23 protein-coding genes are annotated in these 24,709 nt (G+C 63.3%); 15 read left to right on the forward strand and 8 right to left on the reverse strand.

The genetic code is table 11. The features are described 5' to 3' along the window. Positions 1 to 121: 121 nt before the first annotated feature. Positions 122 to 502, forward strand: coding sequence for a YciI family protein (locus PCJ21_RS18100; RefSeq protein WP_269932825.1), 381 nt, complete (start codon positions 122 to 124; stop codon positions 500 to 502). Between the two features lie 28 nt (positions 503 to 530). Here PCJ21_RS18100 and PCJ21_RS18105 read toward each other — a convergent pair whose 3' ends face one another. From PCJ21_RS18105 to PCJ21_RS18115, 3 genes are all read right to left on the reverse strand, one after another. After that, positions 531 to 701, reverse strand: coding sequence for a hypothetical protein (locus PCJ21_RS18105; protein ID WP_269932826.1), 171 nt, complete (start codon positions 699 to 701; stop codon positions 531 to 533). Positions 702 to 929: 228 nt separating this feature from the next. Beyond that, a complete protein-coding gene (locus tag PCJ21_RS18110) occupies positions 930 to 1,586 on the reverse strand; it encodes a TerC family protein (RefSeq protein ID WP_269932827.1) in 657 nt (218 codons plus the stop codon). Positions 1,587 to 1,839: 253 nt separating this feature from the next. Continuing rightward, positions 1,840 to 2,709, reverse strand: a complete 870-nt coding sequence (locus tag PCJ21_RS18115) for a LysR substrate-binding domain-containing protein (RefSeq protein ID WP_269932828.1) — start codon at positions 2,707 to 2,709, stop codon at positions 1,840 to 1,842. Between the two features lie 322 nt (positions 2,710 to 3,031). On the opposite strand from PCJ21_RS18115, the gene PCJ21_RS18120 reads away from it, so the two are divergent. The 8 genes from PCJ21_RS18120 (at position 3,032) to PCJ21_RS18155 (ending at position 14,547) form a co-directional block, all read left to right on the forward strand. Continuing rightward, positions 3,032 to 4,699 (forward strand): Na/Pi cotransporter family protein, encoded by a 1,668-nt coding sequence (locus tag PCJ21_RS18120; RefSeq protein WP_269932829.1) that lies wholly within the window; start codon positions 3,032 to 3,034, stop codon positions 4,697 to 4,699. A gap of 128 nt (positions 4,700 to 4,827) precedes the next feature. Then, positions 4,828 to 6,030: a 2-aminoethylphosphonate--pyruvate transaminase gene (locus PCJ21_RS18125; RefSeq protein WP_269932830.1), complete on the forward strand. Its 1,203-nt coding sequence runs from the start codon at positions 4,828 to 4,830 to the stop codon at positions 6,028 to 6,030. A 126-nt stretch (positions 6,031 to 6,156) separates the two neighbouring features. Then, the gene (gene phnA, locus PCJ21_RS18130) at positions 6,157 to 7,413 is read left to right on the forward strand and encodes a phosphonoacetate hydrolase (protein ID WP_269932831.1); all 1,257 of its coding nucleotides are present in this window, start codon (positions 6,157 to 6,159) and stop codon (positions 7,411 to 7,413) included. A gap of 156 nt (positions 7,414 to 7,569) precedes the next feature. Continuing rightward, positions 7,570 to 9,027 carry a phosphonoacetaldehyde dehydrogenase gene (gene phnY / locus PCJ21_RS18135; protein WP_269932832.1) on the forward strand — a complete coding sequence of 486 codons (1,458 nt, stop codon included), beginning with the start codon at positions 7,570 to 7,572 and terminating at the stop codon, positions 9,025 to 9,027. Positions 9,028 to 9,190: 163 nt separating this feature from the next. Further along, on the forward strand, positions 9,191 to 10,027 hold the full coding sequence (locus PCJ21_RS18140) for a DMT family transporter (RefSeq protein ID WP_269932833.1): 837 nt from the start codon (positions 9,191 to 9,193) through the stop codon (positions 10,025 to 10,027). A gap of 227 nt (positions 10,028 to 10,254) precedes the next feature. Continuing rightward, positions 10,255 to 11,277 carry a putative 2-aminoethylphosphonate ABC transporter substrate-binding protein gene (locus PCJ21_RS18145; protein WP_269932834.1) on the forward strand — a complete coding sequence of 341 codons (1,023 nt, stop codon included), beginning with the start codon at positions 10,255 to 10,257 and terminating at the stop codon, positions 11,275 to 11,277. 77 nt (positions 11,278 to 11,354) lie between these two features. Then, on the forward strand, positions 11,355 to 12,533 hold the full coding sequence (locus tag PCJ21_RS18150; RefSeq protein WP_442866040.1) for a putative 2-aminoethylphosphonate ABC transporter ATP-binding protein: 1,179 nt from the start codon (positions 11,355 to 11,357) through the stop codon (positions 12,531 to 12,533). A 1-nt stretch (position 12,534) separates the two neighbouring features. Beyond that, entirely contained in the window at positions 12,535 to 14,547 is a 2,013-nt protein-coding gene (locus PCJ21_RS18155) for a putative 2-aminoethylphosphonate ABC transporter permease subunit (RefSeq protein ID WP_269932835.1), read from the forward strand. Between the two features lie 98 nt (positions 14,548 to 14,645). Here PCJ21_RS18155 and PCJ21_RS18160 read toward each other — a convergent pair whose 3' ends face one another. Continuing rightward, complete coding sequence (locus PCJ21_RS18160; protein WP_269932836.1) at positions 14,646 to 15,638, reverse strand: MDR family oxidoreductase; 993 nt, start codon at positions 15,636 to 15,638, stop codon at positions 14,646 to 14,648. A 221-nt stretch (positions 15,639 to 15,859) separates the two neighbouring features. Between PCJ21_RS18160 and PCJ21_RS18165 the strand changes: the two genes are divergently transcribed. From PCJ21_RS18165 to repC, 4 genes are all read left to right on the forward strand, one after another. After that, positions 15,860 to 16,105 (forward strand): WGR domain-containing protein, encoded by a 246-nt coding sequence (locus PCJ21_RS18165; RefSeq protein ID WP_269932837.1) that lies wholly within the window; start codon positions 15,860 to 15,862, stop codon positions 16,103 to 16,105. 360 nt (positions 16,106 to 16,465) lie between these two features. Next, entirely contained in the window at positions 16,466 to 17,659 is a 1,194-nt protein-coding gene (gene repA / locus PCJ21_RS18170) for a plasmid partitioning protein RepA (RefSeq protein WP_333474407.1), read from the forward strand. Positions 17,660 to 17,669: 10 nt separating this feature from the next. Then, positions 17,670 to 18,713, forward strand: a complete 1,044-nt coding sequence (gene repB / locus PCJ21_RS18175; RefSeq protein WP_269932839.1) for a plasmid partitioning protein RepB — start codon at positions 17,670 to 17,672, stop codon at positions 18,711 to 18,713. A gap of 251 nt (positions 18,714 to 18,964) precedes the next feature. Continuing rightward, positions 18,965 to 20,173, forward strand: a complete 1,209-nt coding sequence (gene repC, locus PCJ21_RS18180; RefSeq protein WP_269932840.1) for a plasmid replication protein RepC — start codon at positions 18,965 to 18,967, stop codon at positions 20,171 to 20,173. Positions 20,174 to 20,316: 143 nt separating this feature from the next. Here the strand turns inward: repC and PCJ21_RS18185 are convergent, their stop codons facing one another. The 3 genes from PCJ21_RS18185 to PCJ21_RS18195 form a co-directional block, all read right to left on the reverse strand. After that, positions 20,317 to 20,565 (reverse strand): lipoprotein, encoded by a 249-nt coding sequence (locus PCJ21_RS18185; protein ID WP_269932841.1) that lies wholly within the window; start codon positions 20,563 to 20,565, stop codon positions 20,317 to 20,319. A gap of 264 nt (positions 20,566 to 20,829) precedes the next feature. Next, positions 20,830 to 21,999 carry a site-specific integrase gene (locus PCJ21_RS18190; RefSeq protein WP_269932971.1) on the reverse strand — a complete coding sequence of 390 codons (1,170 nt, stop codon included), beginning with the start codon at positions 21,997 to 21,999 and terminating at the stop codon, positions 20,830 to 20,832. Between the two features lie 233 nt (positions 22,000 to 22,232). Then, positions 22,233 to 22,409, reverse strand: a complete 177-nt coding sequence (locus PCJ21_RS18195) for a hypothetical protein (protein ID WP_269932842.1) — start codon at positions 22,407 to 22,409, stop codon at positions 22,233 to 22,235. 410 nt (positions 22,410 to 22,819) lie between these two features. Here PCJ21_RS18195 and PCJ21_RS18200 point away from each other — a divergent pair, with 410 nt between their 5' ends. Then, positions 22,820 to 23,008 (forward strand): hypothetical protein, encoded by a 189-nt coding sequence (locus PCJ21_RS18200; protein WP_269932843.1) that lies wholly within the window; start codon positions 22,820 to 22,822, stop codon positions 23,006 to 23,008. Continuing rightward, positions 23,005 to 24,114: a metal-dependent hydrolase family protein gene (locus tag PCJ21_RS18205; protein WP_269932844.1), complete on the forward strand. Its 1,110-nt coding sequence runs from the start codon at positions 23,005 to 23,007 to the stop codon at positions 24,112 to 24,114. The genes PCJ21_RS18200 and PCJ21_RS18205 overlap by 4 nt, the downstream gene beginning before the upstream one ends. Positions 24,115 to 24,203: 89 nt before the next feature. On the opposite strand, the gene greA is transcribed toward PCJ21_RS18205, so the two are convergent. Then, entirely contained in the window at positions 24,204 to 24,686 is a 483-nt protein-coding gene (gene greA / locus PCJ21_RS18210; RefSeq protein WP_269932845.1) for a transcription elongation factor GreA, read from the reverse strand. Between the last annotated feature and the right edge of the window lie 23 nt (positions 24,687 to 24,709).

Consider the following 24,709-nt stretch of genomic DNA (forward strand, 5'->3'; position numbering starts at 1 on the left):
CGGACGGGGCATAGCAGCGCACGGCGCACGCGGGCCGCGCCTGCAATCCAGGCTTGCCGGCCGGCGGTCCAAGCCAATACTGTCGTCTCGCGGAACCGAGATCCACCGAGGGAGGCAGCGAATGTTGTACGCAATCCTGGCATATCACGCCAAAGGCGTGGTCGAATCCTGGACCGAGGAAGAGGATGCCGCGCTGATGACGGACCTGCTCGACATCAACGACAGGCTCGTCAGCGAAAAGCGCCTCGGGCCGGCGGCGCGCCTCGGGCCGACAGACAGCGCCGTCACGCTCAGGGGACCGGGGCTGGGCATCGTCACCGATGGTCCCTTCGCGGAGACCAAGGAGCAGTTGCTCGGCTTGTACCTTGTCGACTATCCGACGATGGACGGAGCGATTGCCGCCGCGCGCGAACTGCGCTCGGCCAATCCGACCGCCGTCTACGAAATCCGTCCTGTGATGCTCTACCTCCCGGGCGCCCCGATTGCAGCGCAGCAGGACTAGCGACTGTCACACGCCCCTGGGCGCAGGCTCATGCTGGCGACGCTTGGCCCAGCAGTTCGGTGGCCGCCGCCTGTCCTGCGCCCGCCATGGTCTGCATCGCCCGGCGCACCCCTGGCATCGCCATGTCGCCGCAGAGCAAACGCGCCGCCAGGCAGGCGCTCAGGGCCAGGAGGTGGAAAAGAGTCGAAGCCGTCTTCATAGCCGTCGCCAGTCAATAACGAGCCGTCTGCAGCGTGGTCGCTTCAGCGCGTGGGTTCTGTCGATTGAGTCTGCGAATGCTCGGATGCGGTCGGCCAGGCGAGCGTATCCGGATGATGCCAATTCATAACATGAATATTTGTTTCATTCCAGAGGAATTTCGAAATTTGCCTCGAGGGCAGGTACGGTGGGCCGGAGCAAAGTGCTCCGGCCCACACGTCGTTCAATCTCAGGACCGCGAGAGATAAGGCAGCAGTTCCAGTGCGCCGCGATAGATCATCTCGCCGGCGACGTAGAGGATGATCACCAGGCCGACATAGGCGATCCAGCGATGCTTCTGCAGCAGGTTGGCGATGAAGCTGGCGGCGACGCCCATCAGGGCGATCGACAGCACCAGGCCGAAGACCAGGACGTTCGGGTGGTCGCGGGCAGCGCCGGCGACGGCCAGCACGTTGTCGAGCGACATCGACACGTCGGCGATGACGATCTGCCAGGCGGCCTGGGCGAAGGTCTTGCGCGGCGCCTTGCCGGCAACCTTGCCGTCGCCGTCGATGTCTTCGCCTTCCAGCGCCTCGATGCCCTGGGTTTCCTCGGAGTGACTGTGGCGAAGTTCGCGCCACATCTTCCAGCACACCCACAAGAGCAGCACGCCGCCGGCGAACAGCAGGCCGACGATCTGCAGCAGTTGCGTGGTGGCGGCGGCGAAGCCGATGCGCAGCACCGTTGCGGCGATGATGCCGATCAGGATCGCCTTGGCGCGTTGGTCCTTGGGCAGGCCGGCGGCGGCCAGGCCGATCACGATGGCGTTGTCGCCAGCGAGCACCAGGTCGATCATGATGACCTGCAGGAGGGCCGACATGGCCTCCGGAGTAAAGAATTCTGTCATGCGGCACCCTTTGCGGAAGCTGGGGCGGCGTGGCTTGCACGAGTTCGGCAGCGCGCAATACGCACGCGTCGACCGTCAGGTGCTGTCAGCTGATATGCATTGTCGAAGCCAGGCCGCCGGATTGATAATCCCAGTCCGACATCGCAGCCTGGATAGCTGCCAGAGGGGCCCGGCCTGGTGCCAGTTTCCTAGTCGAGCGGCTTGCGAAATTCAAGACTGAATGTGCGGGTGCAGCATCCACGCAAAGCCGCGATCAAGCCGTCGCCATCGACCTGGCGATGTCGAGGAAAACCCGCACCAGCTTGCCGCCGCTGCGCTCCTTGAGGCAGATCAGCGCCTCGTCCATCAGCATTTCGGGCGCGGCAATGGGGATCTGCACCAGCCGCGCGTCCTGGCCGAATTCGGCCGCCGAAACGAAACCGACACCGGCGCCCGACGCCACGATCTCGCGTACCGCCTCGCGGCCTTCAGCCTCGATCGCCGGCTTGAACTCGAAGCCTTCCTTGACGGCGAGGTCCTCGAGCTTGGCCCGGGTCTTCGAGCCGCGCTCGCGCATGACCAGCGGCAGCAACGATAGCTCGTGCAGCGACAGCGACCTGGCCGAGGCCAGCGGATGGTCGGTGGACACGAAGGCGACGATCGGCGTCGAGTTGAGATTGACCACCTCGAAGTCACGGCCGGTGGGGATTTCGCCAAGCACGCCGATGTCGGCTTCATAGCTGTAGAGGCTTGATATGACGGTCTCGGTGTTGCCGGCGCGCACCGACACCTGGATGCCGGGATATTTCTGCCGGAACTGGCCGAGAATGTGCAGCAGATGGTGGGCGGCGTCGGCAACGATGCGCAATGTGCCTGAGCGCAGCGCGCGCGATTCCGACAGAAGCTCCAGCGCCTGCTGCTCGGTATCGAACATGCGTCGGGTGATTTCGAGCAGCTGCTGGCCGGCTGCCGTGGGCGTCACCTGCTTCTTGTGTCGGTTGAACAGCAGGACGTCGTATTCTTCCTCGAGCTTGCGGACCTGGTCGGAAATCGCCGGCTGGGTGAGAAACAGCGTCTCGGCGGCGCGCGAAAAGCCACCACAAATCGCCACAAAATGGAAAGCCCTGAGCTGTACGTACCGCATGCCTGCTCCCTGACGTTGGCGCGCCTTCGAGGTCACCCCCAACCCCCTCCCCACAAGGGGGAAAGGAACTCTGCATTGCCCGTCAGCCCCAACCAATGACGATCTGAGCGGAGGCCTCCGAGTCCCCCTCCCCCTTGTGGGAGGGGTTAGGGGTGGGGGTATGAAGGAGCGAACCCCCTCCCGACCTTTGTGACGCGACGGCAGAATAACAATAAACTCCGACGATACAAATATCAAATCTAACGATTTGAATTATATTCAGAACCGCCGAGGATAAGGCAGGCGCCACAGCTGCGCGCTTTGCAATCGGAGGCTCGCGGCCATGCATTTCATGTTGATCCTGCTGCAACTGGCTGGCGCCATCATGCTGCTTTTGTGGGCGGTGCGCATGGTCCGCACCGGCGTCGAGCGCGCTCATGGCGCTGTGCTGCGCGAGGCGTTGCGCGGCGCGACGAAGGGGCGGGTGAAGGCGGCGACGGCCGGCACGGTGCTCGCCATCCTGTTGCAGAGCGCGACAGCGGTCGCCGTGCTTGCCGCAGGTTTTGCCGCCACCGGCGTCCTCACCGTCTCGGGCGGGCTCGCCGTGATGCTGGGTGCCGATGTCGGCTCAGCGCTGGTCGTGCAGGCGCTGTCTTTCGACCTCAGCTGGCTGGTGCCGCTGCTGTTGTTTTCCGGCGCCACCATGTTCCTCAAGTTCGAAGCGCGTATCGTCAAGCAGACCGGACGCACGCTGCTTGGCATCGCCTTCATCCTGATCTCGCTGCGCATGGTCGGCGAAGCCACGGCTCCGATGCGTCACAGCGCGCTATTGCCAATGGCGATCGACTATCTGCGCGGCGATCCGGTCTCCGCCTTTGGCGCGGCAGCACTTTTCACCTGGCTGATCCACTCCAGTGTCGCCTCGGTGCTGCTGTTCATGTCGATGGCAGCGCAAGGCGTGCTGCCGGCCGAGGTGGCGCTGCCAATGATCCTCGGCGTCAATCTCGGCGCGGGGCTCGTCGCCGTCGGCCTGACGCGCGGCCAGGCGATCGAGGCCCAACGCATCCCGGTCGGCAACCTGATCTTTCGCGCTGCCGCTGCGATCGCGATCCTGGTTGCCCTGCAACTGGTCGAACTGCCGATGGCCTGGTTCGGCGAAAGCGCGGCGCGCCAGGTGGTCAACCTGCATCTTGCGTTCAATCTGGCGCTGCTGGTGCTCTGCCTGCCCTTCACTGGACTGATGGAGCGGCTTGTGGCTCTGGTCCTGCCCGATGCGCCGGCAGGCGCGGAAAGCTTCGACCTGATGTCGCGGCGCGTCAGCGCGCTCGACCGCACGGTGATCAAGATGCCGAGCGTCGCGCTCGCCAGCGCCACACGCGAGGTGCTGCGCATGGCCGAGGTGGTGGAGATCATGCTGCGCCCGGTGATGGATCTTTTCGATTCGGGCGACCGTATTCGCGTCGAGCAGGTGCGCAAACTCGACGAGGAGGTCAACCGCGCCCACACCGACATCAAGCTCTACATCGCCGAGGTCAACCGCGGCACCATGAGCCAGGAAGAGGCGAGGCGCGGCATCGAGCTGACCGACCTTGCCATCAATCTCGAACATGCCGGCGACATCATCGCCAAGAACCTTCTGGTGCTGGCGCAGGAGAAAAACGACAAGCGGCTGAGCTTTTCCAAGGAAGGCTGGTCCGAGCTGACCGCGCTGCACGACCGGGTGCTCGCCAACATGCAGATCGCCATGAATGTGCTGGTATCGGGCGACCTCGAAGCGGCGCGCCAGTTGGTCGTCGAGAAGGAACGCATGCGCAAGCTGGAGCGTGACAGCCACGAACGCCACCTCAAGCGCCTGCAATCAGGTACCTTGGTGAGCATCGAGACCAGCGACATCCATCTTGAGGCCGTGCGTGCGCTCAAGGAGTTCAACTCGCTCCTGGTCTCGGTCGCCTATCCGATCCTGACCCAGAGCGGCGATCTTCTCGAAAGCCGGCTGGCCAAGACGGCATGACGAAATGCTGTCACAAAAGCACCATCGATCAGACTTATGGATGAATACAAAATAACGATTTTACATATGGATTGCCTGTCAGCAATGTGAAGCCGAACAAGACATCCGAAGACGGCCAGGAGAAAGAAATGCTGTCCGAACACAAGCTCGCGGCTCAGGCCCCCTTCCCCGCACCGGCACTCGGCGAACCCTATCTGCTGACGCCCGGCCCGCTGACCACCTCCTATGCCGTCAAGCAGGCGATGCTGCGCGACTGGGGTTCGTGGGATGGTGACTTCAGGGCGATGACATCAGACATGCGCCAGCGTCTCCTCGCCATGCTCGGCGACGAAAACGACGAGTTCGATTGCGTGCCGATGCAGGGTTCAGGCAGCTTCGCCGTCGAGGCAATGCTCGGCTCATTCGTTCCCCGCGACGGCAAGGCGCTGGTGCTCGTCAACGGCGCCTACGGCCAGCGCATAGTCCAGACGCTCGGCTATCTCGGCCGCGACCACGTGGCGATCGACAAGGGTGACTACATGCCGCCGCGCGGCGACGAGGTTGCCGCAGCGCTCGACGCCGACCCAACCATCACCCACGTCATTCTCGTTCACTGCGAAACCAGCTCCGGCATCCTCAACCCGGTCGCCGAAATCTCCGAGACGGTCTACGCCAAGGGCCGCAAGTTCCTGGTCGACTCGATGAGCGCCTTTGGCGCGATCCCGCTCAATGTCGGCGAAATCCGCTATGAAGCAATGGTCTCGTCGGCCAACAAATGCATCGAGGGCGTGCCCGGCTTCGGCTTCATCATCGCCCGCAAGAGCGAACTCGAGGCCGCCAAGGGCCGCAGCCACTCGCTCAGCCTCGACGTGCATGCCCAGTGGGCGCACATGAACAAGACCGGCCAGTGGCGCTACACCCCGCCGACGCATGTGGTCGCGGCCTTCCTCGAAGCGCTGCGCCAGCACGAGGCGGAAGGCGGCGTTGCCGGCCGCGGCGCCCGCTACGTCAGGAACCGCGACGTGATGGTCGCAGGCATGCGCGAGCTCGGCTTCGAGACGCTGCTCAAGGACCGCTGGCTGTCGCCGATCATCGTCACCTTCTTCAACCCGGCCCATCCGGACTTTGCCTTCGACCGCTTCTACGAGCTGATGAAGGAAAAGGGTTTCATCATCTATCCCGGCAAGCTGACGGTCGTAGACAGCTTCCGCGTCGGCTGCATCGGGCGGATGGACGAGCACGTCATACGCAAGGTGGTCGAAGCCGCTAGCCAGTCGCTGCGCGAGATGGGCGTCGACACCGCGGCTCCCCCCGCAGCAGCCATCGCCGAGCGCGCCAAGCTCGCCGCCTGATACGAAGCATGATCCCGAAAAGTGGAAGCCGGTTTTCGGATTAAGATCATGCTCAAACAAAAAATTAGAGCCCCATCCCGACCTTCGGGATGGAAGTGGCTCTAGAGATCACAAGGACCCTCCCCCATGAACAAGATGACCACGATCAACGTCAGCGCCAACGGCCGCACCTACGAATGGCCGCGCGTGCCGGCGATTGCGATCTGCCTTGATGGCTGCGAGCCGGCTTACCTCGACGAGGCGATCAAGGTCGGCCTGATGCCTTCGCTGGTGAAGATCCGCGCCAAGGGCACCGAGCGCACCGCCCACAGCGTCATCCCGAGCTTCACCAACCCCAACAATCTGTCGATCGCCACCGGCCGCCCGCCTGCGGTGCATGGCATCTGCGGCAACTATCTCTACGAGCGCGAGACGGGCAAGGAAGTGATGATGAACGACCCCCGCTTCCTGCGCGCGCCGACCGTCTTCCAGGCCTTCCATGATGCCGGCGCCCGCGTTGCCGTGGTCACCGCCAAGGACAAGCTGCGCGCGCTGCTCGGCAGCGGCCTGAAGTTCGACGAAGGCCGCGCCATCTGCTTCTCGTCGGAAAAGTCCGATGTCTCGACCAAGGCCGAGCACGGCATCGACAATGCCTCGGCCTGGCTCGGCAAGCCGGTGCCGGAAGTCTATTCGGCGGAGTTGTCGGAATTCGTCTTTGCCGCCGGCGTCAAGCTTCTGAAGGAATTCAAGCCTGACGTGATGTACCTGACCACCACCGACTACGTGCAGCACAAATATGCGCCCGGCGTGCCGCAGGCCAATGCCTTCTACGAGATGTTCGACAAGTATCTCGGCGAACTCGATGCGCTCGGTGCGGCAATCGTCATCACCGCCGACCACGGCATGAAGCCCAAGCACAAGGCCGACGGCAGCCCCGACGTGGTCTACGTCCAGGACCTGCTCGATGAGTGGCTGGGCAAGGACGCCGCTCGCGTCATCCTGCCGATCACCGATCCTTACGTCGTCCACCACGGCGCGCTCGGTTCGTTCGCCACCGCCTATCTGCCCGAGGGGGCTAACCAGGCCGACATCATGAAGCGCCTCGCCGCCATCGAAGGCATCGACGTCGTCATCGACAACGCCACCGCCTGCGAGCGCTTCGAGTTGCCGTCCGACCGCATCGGCGACATCGTTCTGGTGTCCACTGAAAACAAGACCATCGGCACCAGCGAACATCGCCACGACCTCGCCGCCCTCAACGAGCCGCTGCGCTCGCATGGTGGCCTGACCGAGCAGGCGGTGCCCTTCATCGTCAACCGCAAGCTGCCGTCGCTGCCCAACGAGCCGGTTCTGCGCAACTTCGATGCGTTCTATTATGCCGCCATGGCGGCAGCGCTGGTCTAGGCGCGCTACCCTCCCCCTTGTGGGGAGGGTCGACGAGTGAACGAACGAAGTGAAGTTCGCGAGGCGGGGTGGGGGTGCCCGGTTCGACCTGATTGGACCCCCACCCCGGCGCTTCGCGCCGACCCTCCCCACAAGGGGGAGGGTGAAGGAGCCACGATGACCAAGATCGAAACTTCCATAAATGTCCGCCACGAACCGATGCGCATCGCCGGACGCAAGGTCGACGCCGACGGCGTCGTCAACGTCCACTACCCCTACACCGATGCCGTCATCGGCACGGTGCCGGCGGGGCGGGCCGAGCACGCCCGCCAGGCCTTCGAGATCGCCGCCAACTACAAGCCGAAGCTGACGCGCTACGAGCGCCAGCAGATCCTGTTCCGCACGGCGGAAGCGTTGGCGGCGCGCAAGGAAGAAATCTCCGACGTCATCACGCTGGAACTCGGCATCTCCAAGGCCGACTCGCTTTATGAGGTCGGCCGCGCCTATGACGTGTTCACGCTGTCGGCGCAGATGTGCATCCAGGACGACGGCCAGATCTTTTCCTGCGACCTGACCCCGCATGGCAAGGCGCGGAAAATCTTCACCACGCGTGAGCCGCTGAAGGCGATCTCGGCGATCACGCCGTTCAACCATCCGCTCAACATGGTGTCGCACAAGGTGGCGCCGGCGATCGCCACCAACAATTGCGTGGTGGTCAAGCCGACGGAACTCACGCCGATGACGGCGCTGATCCTTGCCGATATCCTCTACGAGGCCGGCCTGCCACCGGAGATGCTGTCGGTGGTGACGGGCATGCCGGCCGATATCGGCGCCGAGATGATCACCAACGAGAATATCGAGCTGATCACCTTTACCGGCGGCGTGCCGGTGGGCAAGCTGATCGCCCGCACCGCCGGCTACAAGCGCCAGGTGCTGGAGCTCGGTGGCAACGACCCGCTGATCATCCTCAACGACCTGTCCGACGACGATCTCGCCAAGGCGGCCGATCTCGCGGTGGCTGGCGCCACCAAGAACTCGGGACAGCGCTGCACGGCGGTCAAGCGCATCCTGTGCCAGGAAAGCGTCGCCGACCGCTTCGTGCCGATGGTGCTGGAGCGGGCGAAGAAGCTCAGGTTCGGTGATCCGATGGACCGGTCGACCGACCTCGGAACGGTGGTGCACGAAAAGGCGGCGGCCCTGTTCGAAAGCAGAGTCTATATGGCCGCCGAGCAGGGTGCCGAAGTGCTCTACGATCCCGGCCGAAAGGGCGCGCTGTTGCCGCCGATCGTCGTCGACCGCGTGCCGCACACCTCCGAACTGGTGATGGAAGAGACCTTCGGGCCGGTCATCCCGATCGTGCGCGCGCCCGACAACGACGACGAGCTCATCGCACTGTCCAACTCGACCGCGTTTGGCCTGTCGTCAGGCGTCTGCACCAATGATTTCCGCCGCATGCAGAAATACATCGCCGGCTTGCAGGTCGGCACGGTGAATATCTGGGAAGTCCCCGGATACCGCATCGAGATGTCGCCATTTGGCGGGATCAAGGACTCAGGCAACGGCTATAAGGAAGGCGTCATCGAAGCCATGAAGAGCTTCACCAACGTCAAGACTTTCTCTTTGCCGTGGTCCTGAGCGCACTTGTCTTGAGCCGGCAAATCAGATGAGTTTCGACGAGGGAGCGCTTGCGCTCCCTCGTCTGCGTCTGGAGGGGAAATGTACCTGTTCAATGCCCTTGCGTGGCCAGTGGCTTGCGCGCCACGGACCTTGCCCCTTCGCCGCAGGGTAGCTTGATCGCATGTCCGGTTTCGCACTGACAATCGTGCTTGCCGCGGCCTTCCTGCACGCAAGCTGGAATGCCGTCGTCAAGGCAGCCACCGACCGGGCGGTCGTGCTCGCCGCCGTCTCGGCCACCCATGTCACGCTCGGCACTGTCTTGGTCTTGTCAGCACCGTCGCCGTCGCCGGAAAGCTGGCCCTACATCGTCCTGTCGACGGTCATCCACTTCGGCTACTACATCTTCTTGTTCCAGTCCTACCGCTTCGGCGACTTGAGCCAGGTCTATCCCATTGCCCGAGGACTGGCGCCGGCGCTCGTTGCCTTCGGCGCCTATGTGATGATCGGCGAAACATTGCCACCGCTTGGCTGGGCCGGCCTTGGCGCCATCACCTTCGGCATCGCCTTCCTCGCCTTCCAGCGCGGCGCTGCGAATGCCGATCCGCGTGCCGTGGCAGCGGCAGCGACAAACGGCGTGCTCATCGCCTCCTATTCGGTTGTCGATGGCCTCGGCGTGCGCCTGTCCGACAGCCCGTTCGGCTATATGGGCTGGCTGTTCCTGCTCGAATTTCCAGTTACGTTGTTCGTGCTGTTCCGCCGGCGCGGCGCGACCCATACCATCGACGGCAAGACCGTCATGCTCGGCCTGGTCGGCGGGCTCGGCGCGGTCGCCGCCTACGGCCTGGTCATCTACGCCAAGACCATCGCGCCGCTGGGCGCGGTGTCCGCCGTGCGGGAATCGAGCGTCATCATCGCGGCGCTGATCGGGCTGTTCATCTTCGGCGAGAGGCCATGGCCGGCGCGTATCGTTTCGGCCGTCATCGTCGCCTGCGGCGTTGTCGCGCTCGCCTTTTCCTGAGACTTCACGGGCCTGAAACAGGCCTGTCACAAGCCCGTCGCACATCCATGCAGTTCATAAGCGTAGCCGACAGTATCATAAAAAGAATAGATTTTACTTATTGACCTCCGATTCCCACTATCAGCCCTGGACGAGGCGCAATCGGGGCAATCGCGGCACGCGCATCCCTGCCCAGACCTCTCCCAATCAGAACGTGCCTAAGCGATTCAAATGGGAGCCAGACATTCATGAACCAGAAGAAATCCTTTGCGCTCGCCGCCTTCGCAGCGATGATGATGTCGTCGGCTGCGTGGGCGGGGACCGAGCTCACCGTCTATACGGCGATCGAAGCGGAAGACCTCAAGCGCTACGCCGATTCCTTCAGCCAGGACCATCCCGACATCAAGCTCAACTTCATCCGCGACTCCACCGGCGTCATCACCGCCAAGCTGCTTGCCGAAAAGGACAACCCGCAGGCCGACGTCATCTGGGGACTGGCGGCAACTTCGCTGCTGGTGCTGAAGAGTGAAGGCATGCTCGAAGCCTATGCCCCGAAGGGCGTGGAGCAACTCAAGCCCAATTTCATCGACAAGGACACGCCACCAAGCTGGGTCGGCATGGACGCCTGGGCAGCCTCGATCTGCTTCAACACCGTCGAGGGCCAGAAGCTTGGCCTGCCCGCGCCGAAGAGCTGGAAGGACCTCACCAAGCCTGAATACAAGGGCCATGTCGTGATGCCGAACCCTGCTTCGTCGGGCACCGGCTATCTGGACGTCTCGAGCTGGCTGCAACTGTTCGGCGAAAAGGACGGCTGGACCTATATGGACGGCCTGCACCAGAACGTCGCCGCCTACACCCATTCCGGCTCCAAGCCCTGTAAGATGGCGGCCGCAGGCGAGACGGTGATCGGCATCTCCTTCGAGTTCCGCGCCGCGAAGTCGAAGGCAGAGGGTGCGCCGATCGACATCATCATCCCCGAGGAAGGCATCGGCTGGGACATGGAAGCCTCGGCGATCGTTGCCGGCACCGCCAAGGAGGACGCGGCCAAGACGCTGATCGACTGGTCGGTCTCGAAGAAGGCCAACGAGATGTACAATGTCGGTTATGCGGTCGTCGCATTTCCCGGTGTCGCCAAACCGGTGCCGCACCTGCCCACCGACATTGAAGCCAGGATGATCAAGAACGACTTCGAATGGGCGGCCAACCACCGCAGCGCCATCCTCGAGGAATGGACCAAGCGCTACGACTCGAAGTCCGAGCCGAAGAGCTGATAGCGGTTTTTGCCAGTCGAACCGGGCGCCGCCTGTGGTGGCGCCCGCCTTCCTTGCCCCCAAGCCGGATGATCACGATGAGACACGAAACCCTCGCCGGGCAGCCGCGAACTCCGACTGATGTGAGCGCCATGACCGCCGCCAGCCTGAACGTGAAGCCAGCCTATCTCAAGATCGCAAACGTCTGGAAAGCCTTCGGCGACTTCCATGCGCTGAAGGATATTTCGCTCGACATCCGCGAGGGTGAATTTGTCTGTTTCCTCGGCCCGTCGGGCTGCGGCAAGACCACACTGCTCCGCGCCGTCGCCGGCCTCGACCTGCAGACGCGCGGCACCATCCACCAGGGCGGCAAGGACGTTTCGACGCTGCCGCCGTCGCAGCGCGACTACGGCATCGTGTTCCAGTCCTACGCGCTGTTTCCCAACCTGACGATCGCCAGGAACATCGCTTTCGGCCTCGAAAACACCAGGCGCCCGCGCGCCGAGATCGAACAGCGCGTGACCGAGCTTCTCAAGCTCGTCGGCCTGCCCGACCAGGGCAACAAATATCCGGCCCAGCTGTCCGGCGGCCAGCAGCAGCGCATCGCGCTTGCCCGGGCGATTGCCATTTCACCCGGCCTTCTGTTGCTCGACGAGCCGCTGTCGGCGCTCGACGCCAAGGTGCGCACGCATCTGCGCCACGAGATCAAGGAGTTGCAGCGCAAGCTCGGCGTCACCACCATCATGGTCACACACGACCAGGAAGAAGCGCTGTCGATGGCCGACCGGATCGTGGTGATGAACCACGGCGTCATCGAGCAGATCGGAACGCCGACCGAGATCTATCGCCATCCGGCGACGTTGTTCGTCGCCGATTTCATCGGCGAGGCCAATAAGTTCAGCGCGACTGCGGCCAAGGACGCGGTGCGCTTCGGCGAAAAGACGTTCCGCTGTGTGCCGCATGGCTTCGACGCCGGCACGGCCATTGTCGCGGCGATCCGGCCGGAGGACGTCATCCCGCACGGTCCCGGTGCGCGTTCCCCCGGCGCGCCCGACATCGTGCGCCAGCCGGAAAACCTGCTCGACGTGACCATCGGCGAGATGGAATTCCTCGGCTCGTTCTGGCGCACCCGTCTGCGTGGCGCAGACCTTGGCAATGAGACGCTGATCGCCGACTTCTCGATCAATGCCGCCCGCCGCCTGACATTGACGGAAGGGGCAGCCCTCACCGTCGAGCTGCCGGAAGAACGCCTCCTGGTCTACCCGGGAGGGCACTGACATGGCGATGGCAATCGACACCGCCCTGCCCCCAGGCCGCAAGCTGAAGCTTTCGCTCGACCGGGACGAGCTGATCAAGCGCGCCCTGATGGTGGTCATCGCGCTCTATCTCGTCGTCGCGCTGGCCGCTCCGCTCTACGTCATGCTGTCGAAGTCGTTTTCGACCTACAGCTTCGATCTTGCCAGGTTCGAGTTCCAGGTCAGCGACAAGGCCGGCAACTGGGGCGAGCCGGTCTCGGCAGTCGCACTCAACGACAGGCTCGGCGTCGTTTCGGCGGAGAAGCTCGCGACCAATTCCGACGGCCGCCTGCAGGCGACGGTGTTCTTCCCCGATTTCAGCTTCCGCAGCCCGGTGAAATACAGGATCCGCGGCACATCGGCGGATGCGAGCTACCTCGTCGGCCTGCAGCTGCACAGTGGCACCGAGTGGCAGGAATTCAGCTCCAACGAGTTCCGCCGCGTGATGCTCAGGCCAGCGCGCGCGATCGGTTTTGAAAACTACACCACCTACTTCTCGACGCCGACGCTGTTCCGGTCGATCGGGAACTCGGTGTTCATCGCCTTCATCAGTACCATCGCCACCGTCGGGTTGGCATTCGGCTTCGCCTATGCCCTCAACCGCAGCTGCATGCGTTTCAAGGACGGCTTCAAGCTGGTCGCCATGGTGCCGATCCTGGTGCCGTCGCTGCTGCCGGGCATCGCGCTGATCTATCTGTTCGGCAATCAGGGCCTGCTCAAGGAACTGCTGATGGGCGTGCCCATCTACGGGCCGCTCGGCATCGTCGTCGGCTCGGTGTTCTTTGCCTTCCCGCACGCCATGATGATCATTTCCACGGCGCTGGCGATTTCCGACCAGCGCCACTACGAAGCGGCGGCGTCGCTGCGCGCCAGCAGCTGGCGGACGTTCTGGACCGTGACCATCCCCGGTGCGCGCTACGGCCTGATCTCGGCGGCGTTCGTGGTGTTCACCCTCGTCATCACCGACTTCGGCCTGCCCAAGGTGATCGGCGGCCAGTTCAACGTGCTGGCCGTCGACATCTACAAGCAGGTCATCGGCCAGCAGAACTTCGAGATGGGCGCGGTGGTCTCGGTAATCCTTCTTGTCCCGGCAATCGCTGCCTTCGTGGTCGACCGCATGGTGCAGAAGAAGCAGGTGGCGCTGTTGTCTGCGCGCTCGGTTGCCTACCAGCCGAAGCCCGACCGGCGCTTTGACGCGCTGTGCCTTGCCTGGTGTTCGCTGATCGCCGTCTTCATCCTCGGCATCATGGTCACCAGCCAGTTCGCGGCCCTGGTCAAGCTGTGGCCATACGATCTAAGCCTGAGCCTGAAGCACTACGCTTTCGATCGCATGGATGGCGGCGGCTGGGCGTCCTACTACAACTCGATCAGGCTTGCCGGGATCACCGCCATCGTCGGCACGATCATCGTTTTCGTCGGCGCCTACATGGTCGAGAAGACCGAAGGCTTCCGCGCCGGGCGGTCGGCGTTTCAATTCCTGGCCATGCTGCCGATGGCGGTGCCGGGCATGGTTCTGGGCCTGTCCTACATCTTTTTCTTCAACGATCCTGGAAACCCGCTGCACGCGCTCTACGGCACCATGACCATCCTGGTGATCTGCACCATCACCCACTTCTACACCGTCGGCCACCTGACCGCGCTGACGGCGCTGAAGCAGATCGATCAGGAGTTCGAGCCGGTGGCGGCCTCGCTCAAGCAGCCCTTCTACAAGCTGTTCGCGCGGGTTACCGTGCCCGTCTGCCTGCCGGCCATCCTCGACATCTCGATCTACCTGTTCGTCAATGCCATGACGACGGTGTCGGCGGTGGTGTTCCTATACTCCAAGGATACGGCGCTGGCGTCCGTTGCGGTGCTCAACATGGATGACGCCGGCGACGTCGCGCCCGCGGCGGCAATGGCGATGATGATCTTCTACACCAACGCCGGCGCCCGCCTGATCCACCTGCTGCTGTCGAAGGGGATCATCGCACGCACCCAGGCCTGGCGGATGCGCTGAGGCCCCTGCCCTGTCGCGACCACGTCATGGCCGCCTCTTGCCCATGCGAGAGACGGCCAATTCGTTGCGGGTCCGAAACGGTGGCGCGCGGTCTTGCCTCAGCCGATCTCGATCACGACGCGGCCGCGGATCGCGCCGGCGACGATGCGGCTGGCGAGTTCGGGCAGGTCGCGCATCGGATGGACTTCGGTCATCGCCGCGAGCTTGGCCGTGTCGAGATGTTGGGCGAGCGTCCGCCAGGCCTTTTCGCGTTTCGGCATCGGCGCATGCACGGAATCGACCCCGATCAGGGCGACGCTGCGCAGGATGTGCGGCATCACCGTGCCGGGCAGGTCATGGCCTCCGGCGAGGCCGCAGGCCGCGACGGCGCCGCCATAGACGGTCTGGGCCAGCACATTGGCCAGCGTCGTCGACCCGACCGAATCCACGGCCCCGCTCCATCGTTCCTTCTGCAGCGGGCGCACCTCGCTTGCGAGCTCCGCCCGGTCGAGGAATGCGCTGGCACCGAGACCGCGGAGATAGTCGTGCGTTTCGGACCGGCCGGTCGAGGCGGTGACGGCGTAGCCTTTCGACGAAAGCAAGGCGACGGCTGTCGAGCCAACGCCGCCGGCAGCGCCGGTCACCAGGATGTCGCCCTCGCCCGGCCTGATCGTGCCCCAGGCCTCGAGGGCGTCGACGCAGAGCGCGGCGGTGTAGCCGGCGGTGCCGATGGCCATCGCCTGCTCCATGCTGAAAGCCTCGGGCAGGCGCATCAGCCATTGCGGCTTGAGGCGCTGGAATCGGGAATAGGCGCCCCACTCTGTCTCCGACATGCCCCAGCCGTTTGCCAGCACCCTGTCGCCGGGTTTCCATGCCGGCGAACGCGACTCGACGACCGTGCCGGCGAGGTCGATACCGGCGACCATCGGAAGGCGGCGGGCGATGCGACCCTTGCCGGTGATGGCGAGGCCATCCTTGTAGTTGAGGCTGGAGTGACTGATCTCGACCAGCACGTCGTTGTCCGGCAGGTCTGCGAGCGAAATGTCGCGAAAGCCGGCGAGCGGCTTGCCGTCGGCGTCGTCGATCACCATCGCTGTGAATGTCTGGCTCATCGGATACTCCTTGTGCCGCGTCGCGCCTGCCTGGCTGCCCTGCCGGGGGCCAGGCATGGTCTGTCCCCCGTCATAGTGCACTGAAATCCCCTTCGGGGAAGTGGCCTCGGCGCAAAGCCGCTGTTCGGCATGTCGATCCATCAACGCGCTGAATCGACGGGGCATGACCGATTCGCCACTTTCATTGGACGTATGCATCGGCTGCGGGCGAGTCTGCGTTCATGCGAACGCCCTCCCCTCCCCTGCACCTCCGCCGTTTCGATCCTGGCCGCAACATGGCGCGGTTCTATTGCCTGTCGGTCGAGAATTCGTTGTTCGGCGAGGTCGCGCTGGTGCGGGAATGGGGCCGCATCGGCACGCGGGGCAAGCGCAGGCTCGACCTGTTCGGCGACACTGCGAAAGCGGAAGTGGCGATGGCCAAGCTTGCGGCGGCCAAGATGCGGCGCGGCTACCGCGCGATCGGTTGACAGGTGTCAACGCAGTCCGTCTGGAGCCGGCGAACAGCAACGGATGGCTTCGGCGTCGGCCCAAATGGTTAATTTCCGTTAACTATAAACAATTTGACTTGGCGCGGGCTCTCCAGCACCTTGTTACGGTAAGGTATCGTAATTCGATGCGTTCAGCGTAACCGCCTCCCCGATCCGTTATCCACGCTGCATTTCGTAAAAACTAACGAAGGCGTAACCCCGGATTCGGATTCGGAAGCGAATCGGCGCATAAACTGTAGCAAGGCCCTTCCGGCATGTCGCGAAAGCGCGCCGGTTGGCCATAAGGGGACTGAGACGTTGCTAGGAGCCGTACAAAAACCGACCGAGACCGCCGGAAGCGTGGCGACGGATCGTGCCATCGCGCTCGATGCCGAAATGCTGTCGGCGCAGTTGCAGGCGATGCGCGATCGCCTGTTTTCGCCGACCTCGCGGAAGGCGCTGCGCAAGTTTTCCAGCGGTGAGGCGGCGCGGCTGATCGGCGTCTCCGATGGCTACCTGCGCCAACTGTCGATCGCCGGCGAAGGCCCCCAGCCCGAGACCGGCGCGGGCGGCCGGCGCTATTATGCGCTCGACGACATCAATGCCCTGCGCCGCCACCTCGCCGAGCAGAATCCGGCCAAGGGTCGTCACTATCTGCCGCGCCGCGACGAAGCGCGCGGCGAGCACCTGCAGGTCATTGCCGTCACCAACTTCAAGGGCGGCTCGGGCAAGACCACGTCCAGCACCCACCTCGCCCAGCATCTGGCGCTCGCCGGCTATCGCGTGCTGGCGATCGACCTCGATCCGCAGGCGTCGATGTCGGCGCTGTTTGGCTATCAGCCCGAACTCGATCTCAACGGCAACGACACGCTTTACGGCGCGATCCGCTATGACGATGAACGTCGGCCGTTGTCGGAAATCATTCGCTCGACCTATTTTGATGGCCTCGACCTGGTGCCGGGCAATCTTGAGCTGCAGGAATTCGAACACACGACGCCGCAGATGCTGGCGGCGCGCCAGGCCGGCGACGGCAAGGCGATGTTCTTCGCCCGTGTGCAGGCGGCGTTGCAGACGGTGGCCGACAACTACGACGTCGTCGTCATGGACTGCCCGCCGCAGCTTGGCTTCCTGACGCTGTCGGCGCTGTGCGCGGCCACGTCGGTGCTGGTGACCATCCACCCGCAGATGCTGGACGTCGCCTCGATGAGCCAGTTCCTGTTCATGACGGCCGATCTGCTGTCGGTGGTGCGCGAGGCTGGCGGCGAGCTCAATTTCGATTTCATGCGCTACCTGATCACCCGCTACGAGCCCAATGACGGCCCGCAGACGCAGATCGTCGGCTTCCTGCGCTCGCTGTTCGGCGATCGTGTGCTGACCGCACCATTGGTCAAGTCGACGGCGTTCTCCGACGCCGGCCTGACCAAGCAGACGCTCTACGAGGTGGCGCGCGAAAGCTTCAGCCGCGCCACCTACGACCGCGCCATGGAGTCGTTGACAGCTGTCAACGGCGAGATCGAAAGCCTTGTCCTCAAGGCCTGGAACAGGGCGGCGTAAGGAGGCTGGCATGGCAGTGAACCGCAAGGATCAGCTCAGGGCTCTGTTCGGCGCAGGCGAGGCGCCAGCGGTGCCGCCAGCGCCGGTCGAGCGCGCGCCTGAGACAAAGTCGGCCGAGTCCGAGCTGGCGCGGCCGCGCAGCGCTTCCGGCGCGGTAAAGGCCATGGGCCTGTCGCTCGGCGGTCTGTCGAAGGAGATCGAAGAGGCACGCCGGCTCCGGGAAAGCCTGGAAAGTTCCGAGCGTGTCAGCAAGATCGACACGGCGCTCGTCGAAGCTTCGTTTGTCAGCGACCGCCTCGACCACGGTCCGCAGGATGCGGACTTCGAAGCGCTGATGACAAGCATCGAGCAATCGGGGCAGCAAGTGCCGGTCCTGCTCAGGCCGCACCCGGAAAAGCAGGGCCGCTACCAGACGGCCTACGGCCATCGTCGCGTGCGCGCGGCACACAGCATTGGCGTTCCGGTGCTGGCGATCGTCAGGCCGCTGTCCGACATCGAGCTGGTGCTGGCCCAGGGCAAGGAAAACAGCGAACGCCGTGACCTGTCCTTCATCGAGCGGGCGTTGTTTGCGCATGAGCTGATCTCGCGCGGCTTCGAACGCGGCGTCGTCCAGGATGCGCTGTCGCTGCACAAGGCGGAGATGACGCGCTTCCTGCAGGTGGCGGAAGCCGTTCCGATGGATATCGCACGCGCCATCGGCGCGGCGCCCAAGATCGGGCGCCCGCGCTGGATGGCGCTGGCCGAATTGCTCCGCGGCGACGCGGCGCAGGTCAAGGCTTATGACGAAGTCACCAGTGCGCGCTTCCTCAAGGCCTCAAGCGACGAGCGCTTCAATCTGCTGTTCACGCGGCTACAGCGCAAAGCGGCAGCTGCCGGCCCGCGTGAAATCAGGGACGGGCAGGGTAGGGCAGTCGCCCATCTTGTCATGTCCAAGGGCAAGGCGCGTGTCGATTTTGTCGAGAAATATGACGGCGAGTTCGAGGATTTCTTGGGAACCGAACTGCCCAAGTTGCTGGAGAGGTACAGCCAGGCCCGTACGGGAACGGCCAGATAGCAGATGTTTTCCACGCACCGCGAATCGGCCGCCTCATTGGGTCAGCCGGACGGGCGGGGAGCGTAAGCGTCAAAAGCGTAGAGGACTGGGAAAAGAAGGATAGCTGGCAAGAAAAAGGCCCCCGAAACGTCGCCATTCCGGAAGCCCTCATCAATGTAGCAATTGTGAGAGAATCATTTCCGGGCTGACTTGTCAACCGCTGGACGCGTTCCGGAATGCCTTTGGCTTGCCTCCAAGTGAGGTAAACGAGGATGATCGAGCATATTTCGACGACGCCCTTTGGGCGGCGGTCGCTGACACGCGCCATGGTGGCAGCACAGTTGGCGGCTGACAATTGCGTGCCTGGCGCAAGCGCCAACAAGTGGCAGGTGTTTCGCGCCGTCTGCGAAGCCAAGCTGTTTCTCGGCGCCAGCGATCGCGCCCTTGCAGTGCTCAATGCGCTGCTCAGCTTCCATCCCGATACGGATCTCGTGGAAGGGGAGGGGCTGGTGGTGTTTCCGTCCAACATCCAGCTGGCGCTGCGGGCCCATGGCATGGCGCCGGCGACGCTCAGGCGGCATCTGGCCGTACTGGTCGAGTGCGGCCTCGTCGTGCGCCGCGACAGCCCCAATGGCAAGCGCTACGCCCGCAAGGGGGGCGACGGCGAGGTCGAGCAGGCCTTCGGTTTCGATCTGACGCCGCTTCTGGCGCGCGCGGCCGAGTTCGAACGCATGGCGGAAAGCGTCAGGGCAGAGCGTCGGCAGCTTCAGCTGGTGCGCGAACGGATCACCATCCTGCGGCGCGACATCGCCAAGATGATTTCCTTTGGTCTGGAAGAGGGCATTGCCGCCGATTGGCAGCGCCTGCACCTCGAATACCGTGAGGTTGTAGCGCAGATTCCGCGCACCGCCAGTCGCCTGGAGCTCGAGCCGATCGCGGCGCAACTGGCATCGCTCGCCGAGGAAGTCCGCAAGACACTGGAAAATCATGTAAAAACCGAGAATCCAAGCGCCAATGAGTCTCATTTCGAGCGCCACATACAGAATTCAAATCCAGACCATCTTGAAGTTGAACCCGGCCTTGGAGAAGACCAGGGGGCAAGCGTGGTGCAAAAGCTGGAGACCAGGAGCCCGCCACCGGTGGGATACCCGCTTGGCATGGTGCTGCGCGCCTGCCCGGATATTGCCGACTATGCCCGCAACGGCATTTCCGGCTGGGGCGACCTGCTGGAAACGGCGAATTTGGTGCGCGGCGCGCTCGGCGTGAGCCCGGATGCGTGGAACCAGGCCTGCGAGGCGATGGGGGCGGTGGATGCCGCGATCATGGTGGCGGCGATGCTGCAGAAGGGCGAGGCGATTTCCAGCCCCGGCGGCTATCTGCGCAGCCTCACGGCCAAGGCGCGGGCTGGCGAGTTCTCGGTCGGGCCGGTGCTGATGGCGCTGCTGCGGGGCAGGGGAGGCGCCCAGGCGAGGGCAGGGTGAGGGGCGTTGCGACGATGATGACGATCCGGCATGCCCGGCTGCGCCGCTTCAATGTTCCTGGGCTGGAATACAGGCTGATACCCACGGAATTCCGGCAAATCCCGTCTACTTTTCGCGGATTTGCCGGATGCCGGGCCGCAAAATCAGCAGCGAGCGGTGTAGATGTGACCGGTGCGGGGATTGCGGTACTGGCAGTAACCATTGCGCAGATTGCGCACCAGAAGCCCGCCCGCCGCGCCCGCGGCTGCGCCAACAGCGGCGCCAGAGGCATTGCCGGAGACCGCGCCTCCGGTGGCTGCGCCGATGGCAGCGCCAGTGGCGACGTCGCGTTCGGTGGTGGTGCAGCCGGAAACGGCGACGACTGCTGCGATGGCCAGTATGATTTTCTTCATGCGAACGGTTCCTGTCTGGGGCAAATGAGCGAAAGCCGGGCGAAAACGCTGCCCGATCCGCCTGAAAACCGTGAAAATCTAGCCGATAGCGGATTGGCTGTGATGTGCTCTGAATCCCGCGGCTGTTCACGACGTCCCAAAAATGGCCGGTCGGCTGTACGATCGCTCATCGACTGAATGTCAGTGACGGGCGAAACCGCCCCTTGCAGATGGTCGCACGGGCGCGCGGCTGGCCGGTCGCGCTACGGGACGACGGCGCGGTCCTCAGACGACGAGCCTGGCGGCTTTGCCGAGCTTGCGGTCGGCGTCGTTGTAGTAGCGGGCGGCCTGGTTGAGCGAGCGGTGCTGCGACTGCTGCATGGCCTCAACCAGCGGAATGCCGCGGCGGGCCGCTTCGGTCAGGTAGCCGGCGCGCAGGCCGTGGGCGGAGAATTCCGCCGGATCGAGCCCCGCTGCGGCGATGCGGCGTTTCAGGATCAGATTGACGGCTTGCGAGGTCAGGGCGCGGCGCTGGACATGGCCCCAGCGATCAATGGCGCGAAAAATGGCCCCGTCGCCGATGCCTGCCCGCAAGATCCAGTCCTTCAGCGCGATGACCGGCCGGCCAATCAGCAGGGCGCTTTGGCCGGCGTAGGCATCGGCGGTTTTTGTCCGGCCGAGCCTGATCGTCAGGCAAGGCAGTTTTTTGCCGTCAGGTTCGTCTACATCCATGGGAACCGGCATCTCGTCGACCAATTGTTCGAGCCGCAGGGATGCAATCTCGCTGCGGCGACGGCCGCCTGAGGCAAAGGCGGCAAGCAGCAGCGCCCTGTCGCGACAGTCGACAAGGCTGTCGCCGGCGCAGGTCTTGAGCACGGCGGTGAGAACGTCCGATGTCACCGCTTTCGTGCTTTTGCGCAGGCGCGGCCGGGCGGCAGCGCGCACGGCGAGCTTCAGCGTGCTTTTGAGCCCAGCAGCGTTGAACGTGCCCTGGAGGCCGCGCCAATTGGTCAACGTCGCCCAGCTCGACAGCCGACGGCGCACGGTCGATGGCGCATGCGGTTTGTTTGCCATCCGCAGCAAGCCCAGGTCCCGCAGCGACGCTGCCACGCCATTGGGCATGCCGTGCGAGGAATCGCTTTCGCGTTTTGCCGGATCCCACAGATGATGGGCGACGAATTTCAGCAGCAAGGTTTCCGGCGCCGGCCAGGGCAGGGCAGTGCCGGTCGCGGCGAGAGACCAGGCCTCGAGATAGGAGAGATCGGAGGCGAGCGCCCGCAGCGAGTTGTCGCCGATGCCTTGCCGGGCCAGATGTTTCAGGGTCGCGACATCTTCGTCGGTCAAAAGTTCGGCAAGTTGCGTGCGCCGCCCGAACGGCAGGATCGCATCGAGGGCGTCGAGCTGTTCGGCGCGCTGGTCGATGCCGTCGGCAGGGGCTGGCAAATCTCTGGCCATCGGGAACGATCTTTCGGTGGTTTCCGCGACGTCGCGAGGGGGATTTGCCCGGAGTCTAGCGTTCTGGACTCTGAAATCAATCACTATCGATAAGAAGTCATTATCAATAGTGAAAACACACAACTGGCCCGCCATCGATGATGAAAGCGAAGAGGTCGTTAGGTATAGGATGCAGGAACACCGCATGGTTAATCAATGATTTACGGAATGCACTGAGAAAACGGCGATGGGGCTCAAGTCGTAACCGGGGTGGATTTGGTGGCAATGGCGCCTTGCCGGGCAATCGTGCCGACCGGCGGCTGCGTGCCAAGGATGGACCGCGCTTTGTGAGTGGGCTCGCTGGTGACGGTCTCGACGCCGTCAAAACCGCGATTGCTGATTGCAGCGATCAGGCCTTCGGCTTCATCCAATTCAAAAAATACTTCAAGCTCAAAGTTTTTTTGCGTGACGGTATTGTGTTTTTCGATGGAGCGGGAGAGTCCTATTTCAGGGGGATGTCAAAGGGAGGATCGCATCGGTGCTGGGGTACCGTGTTTCCAATTTGAACGACACCTATTCCATCGGCTCGAACATCGCGCGGGGCGATCGGTGGCCGGAGGCATGGGTTAGGCCGGCTGGCGGCATTCCTGCGCCAGGACGTCCTATCTAGACCAGGCTCGGGTTGACCACGGCGACCTTTGTCGAACGGACAAACATCACTTCATTGTCATCGACGGTCTTGTGGACGCCGGGCACTCGCTGACCTGAACGCTGATCGTAGCCCCCTGAGGATCAGCATCATTCTCATCAAAATTGTCGCGCTACACATTGGAGATTTGGAATGAAGTTTTTGAAAGTCGCAGTTCTTGGATTGGTTATTGCCACACCGGTGTTCACAGTCAGCGCAGACGCCCGGGATCTGGTAGTTCACGCTGGGCGTCTGATTGATGGCGTTACGGACAAGCCGCGCGAAAAGGTGTCCATACTTGTCCAAGATGATCGTATCGTTGGGTCGAACCTGGTTTTGTGACTCGACAAGGGGCTGAACTGATCGATCTGTCCAACCGGACAGTTTTGCCGGGCTTGATCGACGCCCACGTTCACCTGAGCGTTAGCAGGGAAGGCAATCCCTATGCTCGCCGCATGACGAACACCTTGTTCGATACTGCTTACCAGACGCTTCCTGGCTATCAGGCCATGCTGCGTGCCGGCTTCACCACCGTTCGGAACGTTGGCGACAATACTCAAGTGATCCTGGCGCTGCAGCGTGCCGTCAAGAAGGGCTTGGTCGAAGGTCCGCGTATGTTTGTGTCGGGAATGCCAATAAGGCCGACCGGTGGTCATTACGATTCTCGCAATGGTATCGATCCGCAACTCGAGCATCCGAGCTGGGACGATGAAGTGGCCGATGGGGCTGATCAGGTCGCTCTCAGAGTGCGGACGCTGCATCGGGAGGGGGTCAATCTGATCAAAATCCAGCCGAGCGGAGGTGTGACTTCAGATCATGACGACCCTCAACAGACGCTCATGACGGATGAAGAGATATCCGCAGCGATAAGCACCGCCCATGCTCTTGGCATGAAGGTTGCGGCACATGGCCACGGTACGGATGCAATAGAGCGTGCTGCGCGCCTGGGGGTGGATTCGATCGAGCACGGAACATACATTGATGATGCCGGGATCGCGGTGATGCGGGAGAAAGGCACGTATCTGGTGCCCACTTTGCTGGTCGCAGACCAGTTCCTCCGGCGTGTGCGTGAAAAACCAGAGACGGTAACCCCTTCCGTCGCTGCCAAGGTGCAGCAAGTTGCTCCATTGACGAATGAGAGTGCTGCCCGCGCATATAAGGCAGGTGTCAAGCTTGCATTCGGGACTGATACCAGTGATGGCGATAATGCGAAGCAATTTGCCTTGTTGGTTGCCGTGGGGATTTCACCGAGCGATGCGATTCTGGCAGCCACCCGCAATGCCGCCGATCTGCTCGGGCGTAGTCAGGATGTAGGCACCATCCAGCGAGGACGTTATGCGGACATCATCGCAGTTCCCGGAGACCCCCTGGCGGATATTTCCGTCATGGAGGAAGTCGACTTCGTAATGAAGGCGGGGACTGTGATCGTGTCGACCGGTGTTCGGTAGTACTGAGACACCTTTGAAAAAACGATTGAAGCGGCGATTTGCCCGCCGCTTCAATCGACCAGGTGGCGGGGCTCCTGGCGCAAGACCAATCAGGAAATGTCCAGGATCTCGAGTTCGCGTTGGCCCATCAGGACAATGTCGCCAACGCTCTTGCCAAGCAGCGCGACGGCAACCGGGGATCCATGTGAAATGCTGGCCTGTGGCGGGTTGGCCTCATCTTCACCGACGATGCGGAAGGTCTGCTTGCGGCCGTCGTCACGCGCGAAGGTTACGGTGTGGCCGAAGGCAATGACTTCATTGGAGGTCGGCGCCGGCATCAGCTGGGCCGTACGGACGCGCTCGGCATAATAGCGCATGTCGCGAACAGGCACCGCCGATTGCCGTCGCCTCTCGTTGACATCTTCCAGTGTGCTGGCGGCTCCGAGCGCCTGCTGGGCGCGGGCCAATTCATCCTGCAGCATCTTCAGGCCCGCTTCGGTGACTAGGTTGATCCGATCGGAGATGGGGCGAGCCGGCAGGATGGTTTCCGATGCAGCCTCGGCGCTTTCCTCCTTGGCAAATGCTACGCTCAATTGGTCGTCACTCCTTGTCAAAG

This window comes from Aminobacter sp. HY435 (assembly GCF_027568395.1).
In the GTDB taxonomy this organism is placed as follows: Bacteria; Pseudomonadota; Alphaproteobacteria; order Rhizobiales; family Rhizobiaceae; genus Aminobacter.

Bases quoted from the DNA above. Each gene is read 5' to 3' on its own strand.
- PCJ21_RS18190 (WP_269932971.1), bottom strand. From the start codon at position 21,999: ATGGCCAGAGATTTGCCAGCCCCTGCCGACGGCATCGACCAGCGCGCC.
- repB (WP_269932839.1), top strand. From the start codon at position 17,670: ATGGCAGTGAACCGCAAGGATCAGCTCAGGGCTCTGTTCGGCGCAGGC.
- PCJ21_RS18145 (WP_269932834.1), top strand. From the start codon at position 10,255: ATGAACCAGAAGAAATCCTTTGCGCTCGCCGCCTTCGCAGCGATGATG.
- PCJ21_RS18105 (WP_269932826.1), bottom strand. From the start codon at position 701: ATGAAGACGGCTTCGACTCTTTTCCACCTCCTGGCCCTGAGCGCCTGC.
- repC (WP_269932840.1), top strand. From the start codon at position 18,965: ATGATCGAGCATATTTCGACGACGCCCTTTGGGCGGCGGTCGCTGACA.
- PCJ21_RS18165 (WP_269932837.1), top strand. From the start codon at position 15,860: ATGCGAACGCCCTCCCCTCCCCTGCACCTCCGCCGTTTCGATCCTGGC.
- PCJ21_RS18155 (WP_269932835.1), top strand. From the start codon at position 12,535: ATGGCGATGGCAATCGACACCGCCCTGCCCCCAGGCCGCAAGCTGAAG.
- PCJ21_RS18125 (WP_269932830.1), top strand. From the start codon at position 4,828: ATGCTGTCCGAACACAAGCTCGCGGCTCAGGCCCCCTTCCCCGCACCG.
- phnA (WP_269932831.1), top strand. From the start codon at position 6,157: ATGAACAAGATGACCACGATCAACGTCAGCGCCAACGGCCGCACCTAC.
- PCJ21_RS18150 (WP_442866040.1), top strand. From the start codon at position 11,355: ATGAGACACGAAACCCTCGCCGGGCAGCCGCGAACTCCGACTGATGTG.
- PCJ21_RS18115 (WP_269932828.1), bottom strand. From the start codon at position 2,709: ATGCGGTACGTACAGCTCAGGGCTTTCCATTTTGTGGCGATTTGTGGT.
- PCJ21_RS18120 (WP_269932829.1), top strand. From the start codon at position 3,032: ATGCATTTCATGTTGATCCTGCTGCAACTGGCTGGCGCCATCATGCTG.
- PCJ21_RS18110 (WP_269932827.1), bottom strand. From the start codon at position 1,586: ATGACAGAATTCTTTACTCCGGAGGCCATGTCGGCCCTCCTGCAGGTC.
- PCJ21_RS18100 (WP_269932825.1), top strand. From the start codon at position 122: ATGTTGTACGCAATCCTGGCATATCACGCCAAAGGCGTGGTCGAATCC.
- PCJ21_RS18200 (WP_269932843.1), top strand. From the start codon at position 22,820: ATGAAGTTTTTGAAAGTCGCAGTTCTTGGATTGGTTATTGCCACACCG.
- PCJ21_RS18160 (WP_269932836.1), bottom strand. From the start codon at position 15,638: ATGAGCCAGACATTCACAGCGATGGTGATCGACGACGCCGACGGCAAG.
- phnY (WP_269932832.1), top strand. From the start codon at position 7,570: ATGACCAAGATCGAAACTTCCATAAATGTCCGCCACGAACCGATGCGC.
- PCJ21_RS18185 (WP_269932841.1), bottom strand. From the start codon at position 20,565: ATGAAGAAAATCATACTGGCCATCGCAGCAGTCGTCGCCGTTTCCGGC.
- PCJ21_RS18140 (WP_269932833.1), top strand. From the start codon at position 9,191: ATGTCCGGTTTCGCACTGACAATCGTGCTTGCCGCGGCCTTCCTGCAC.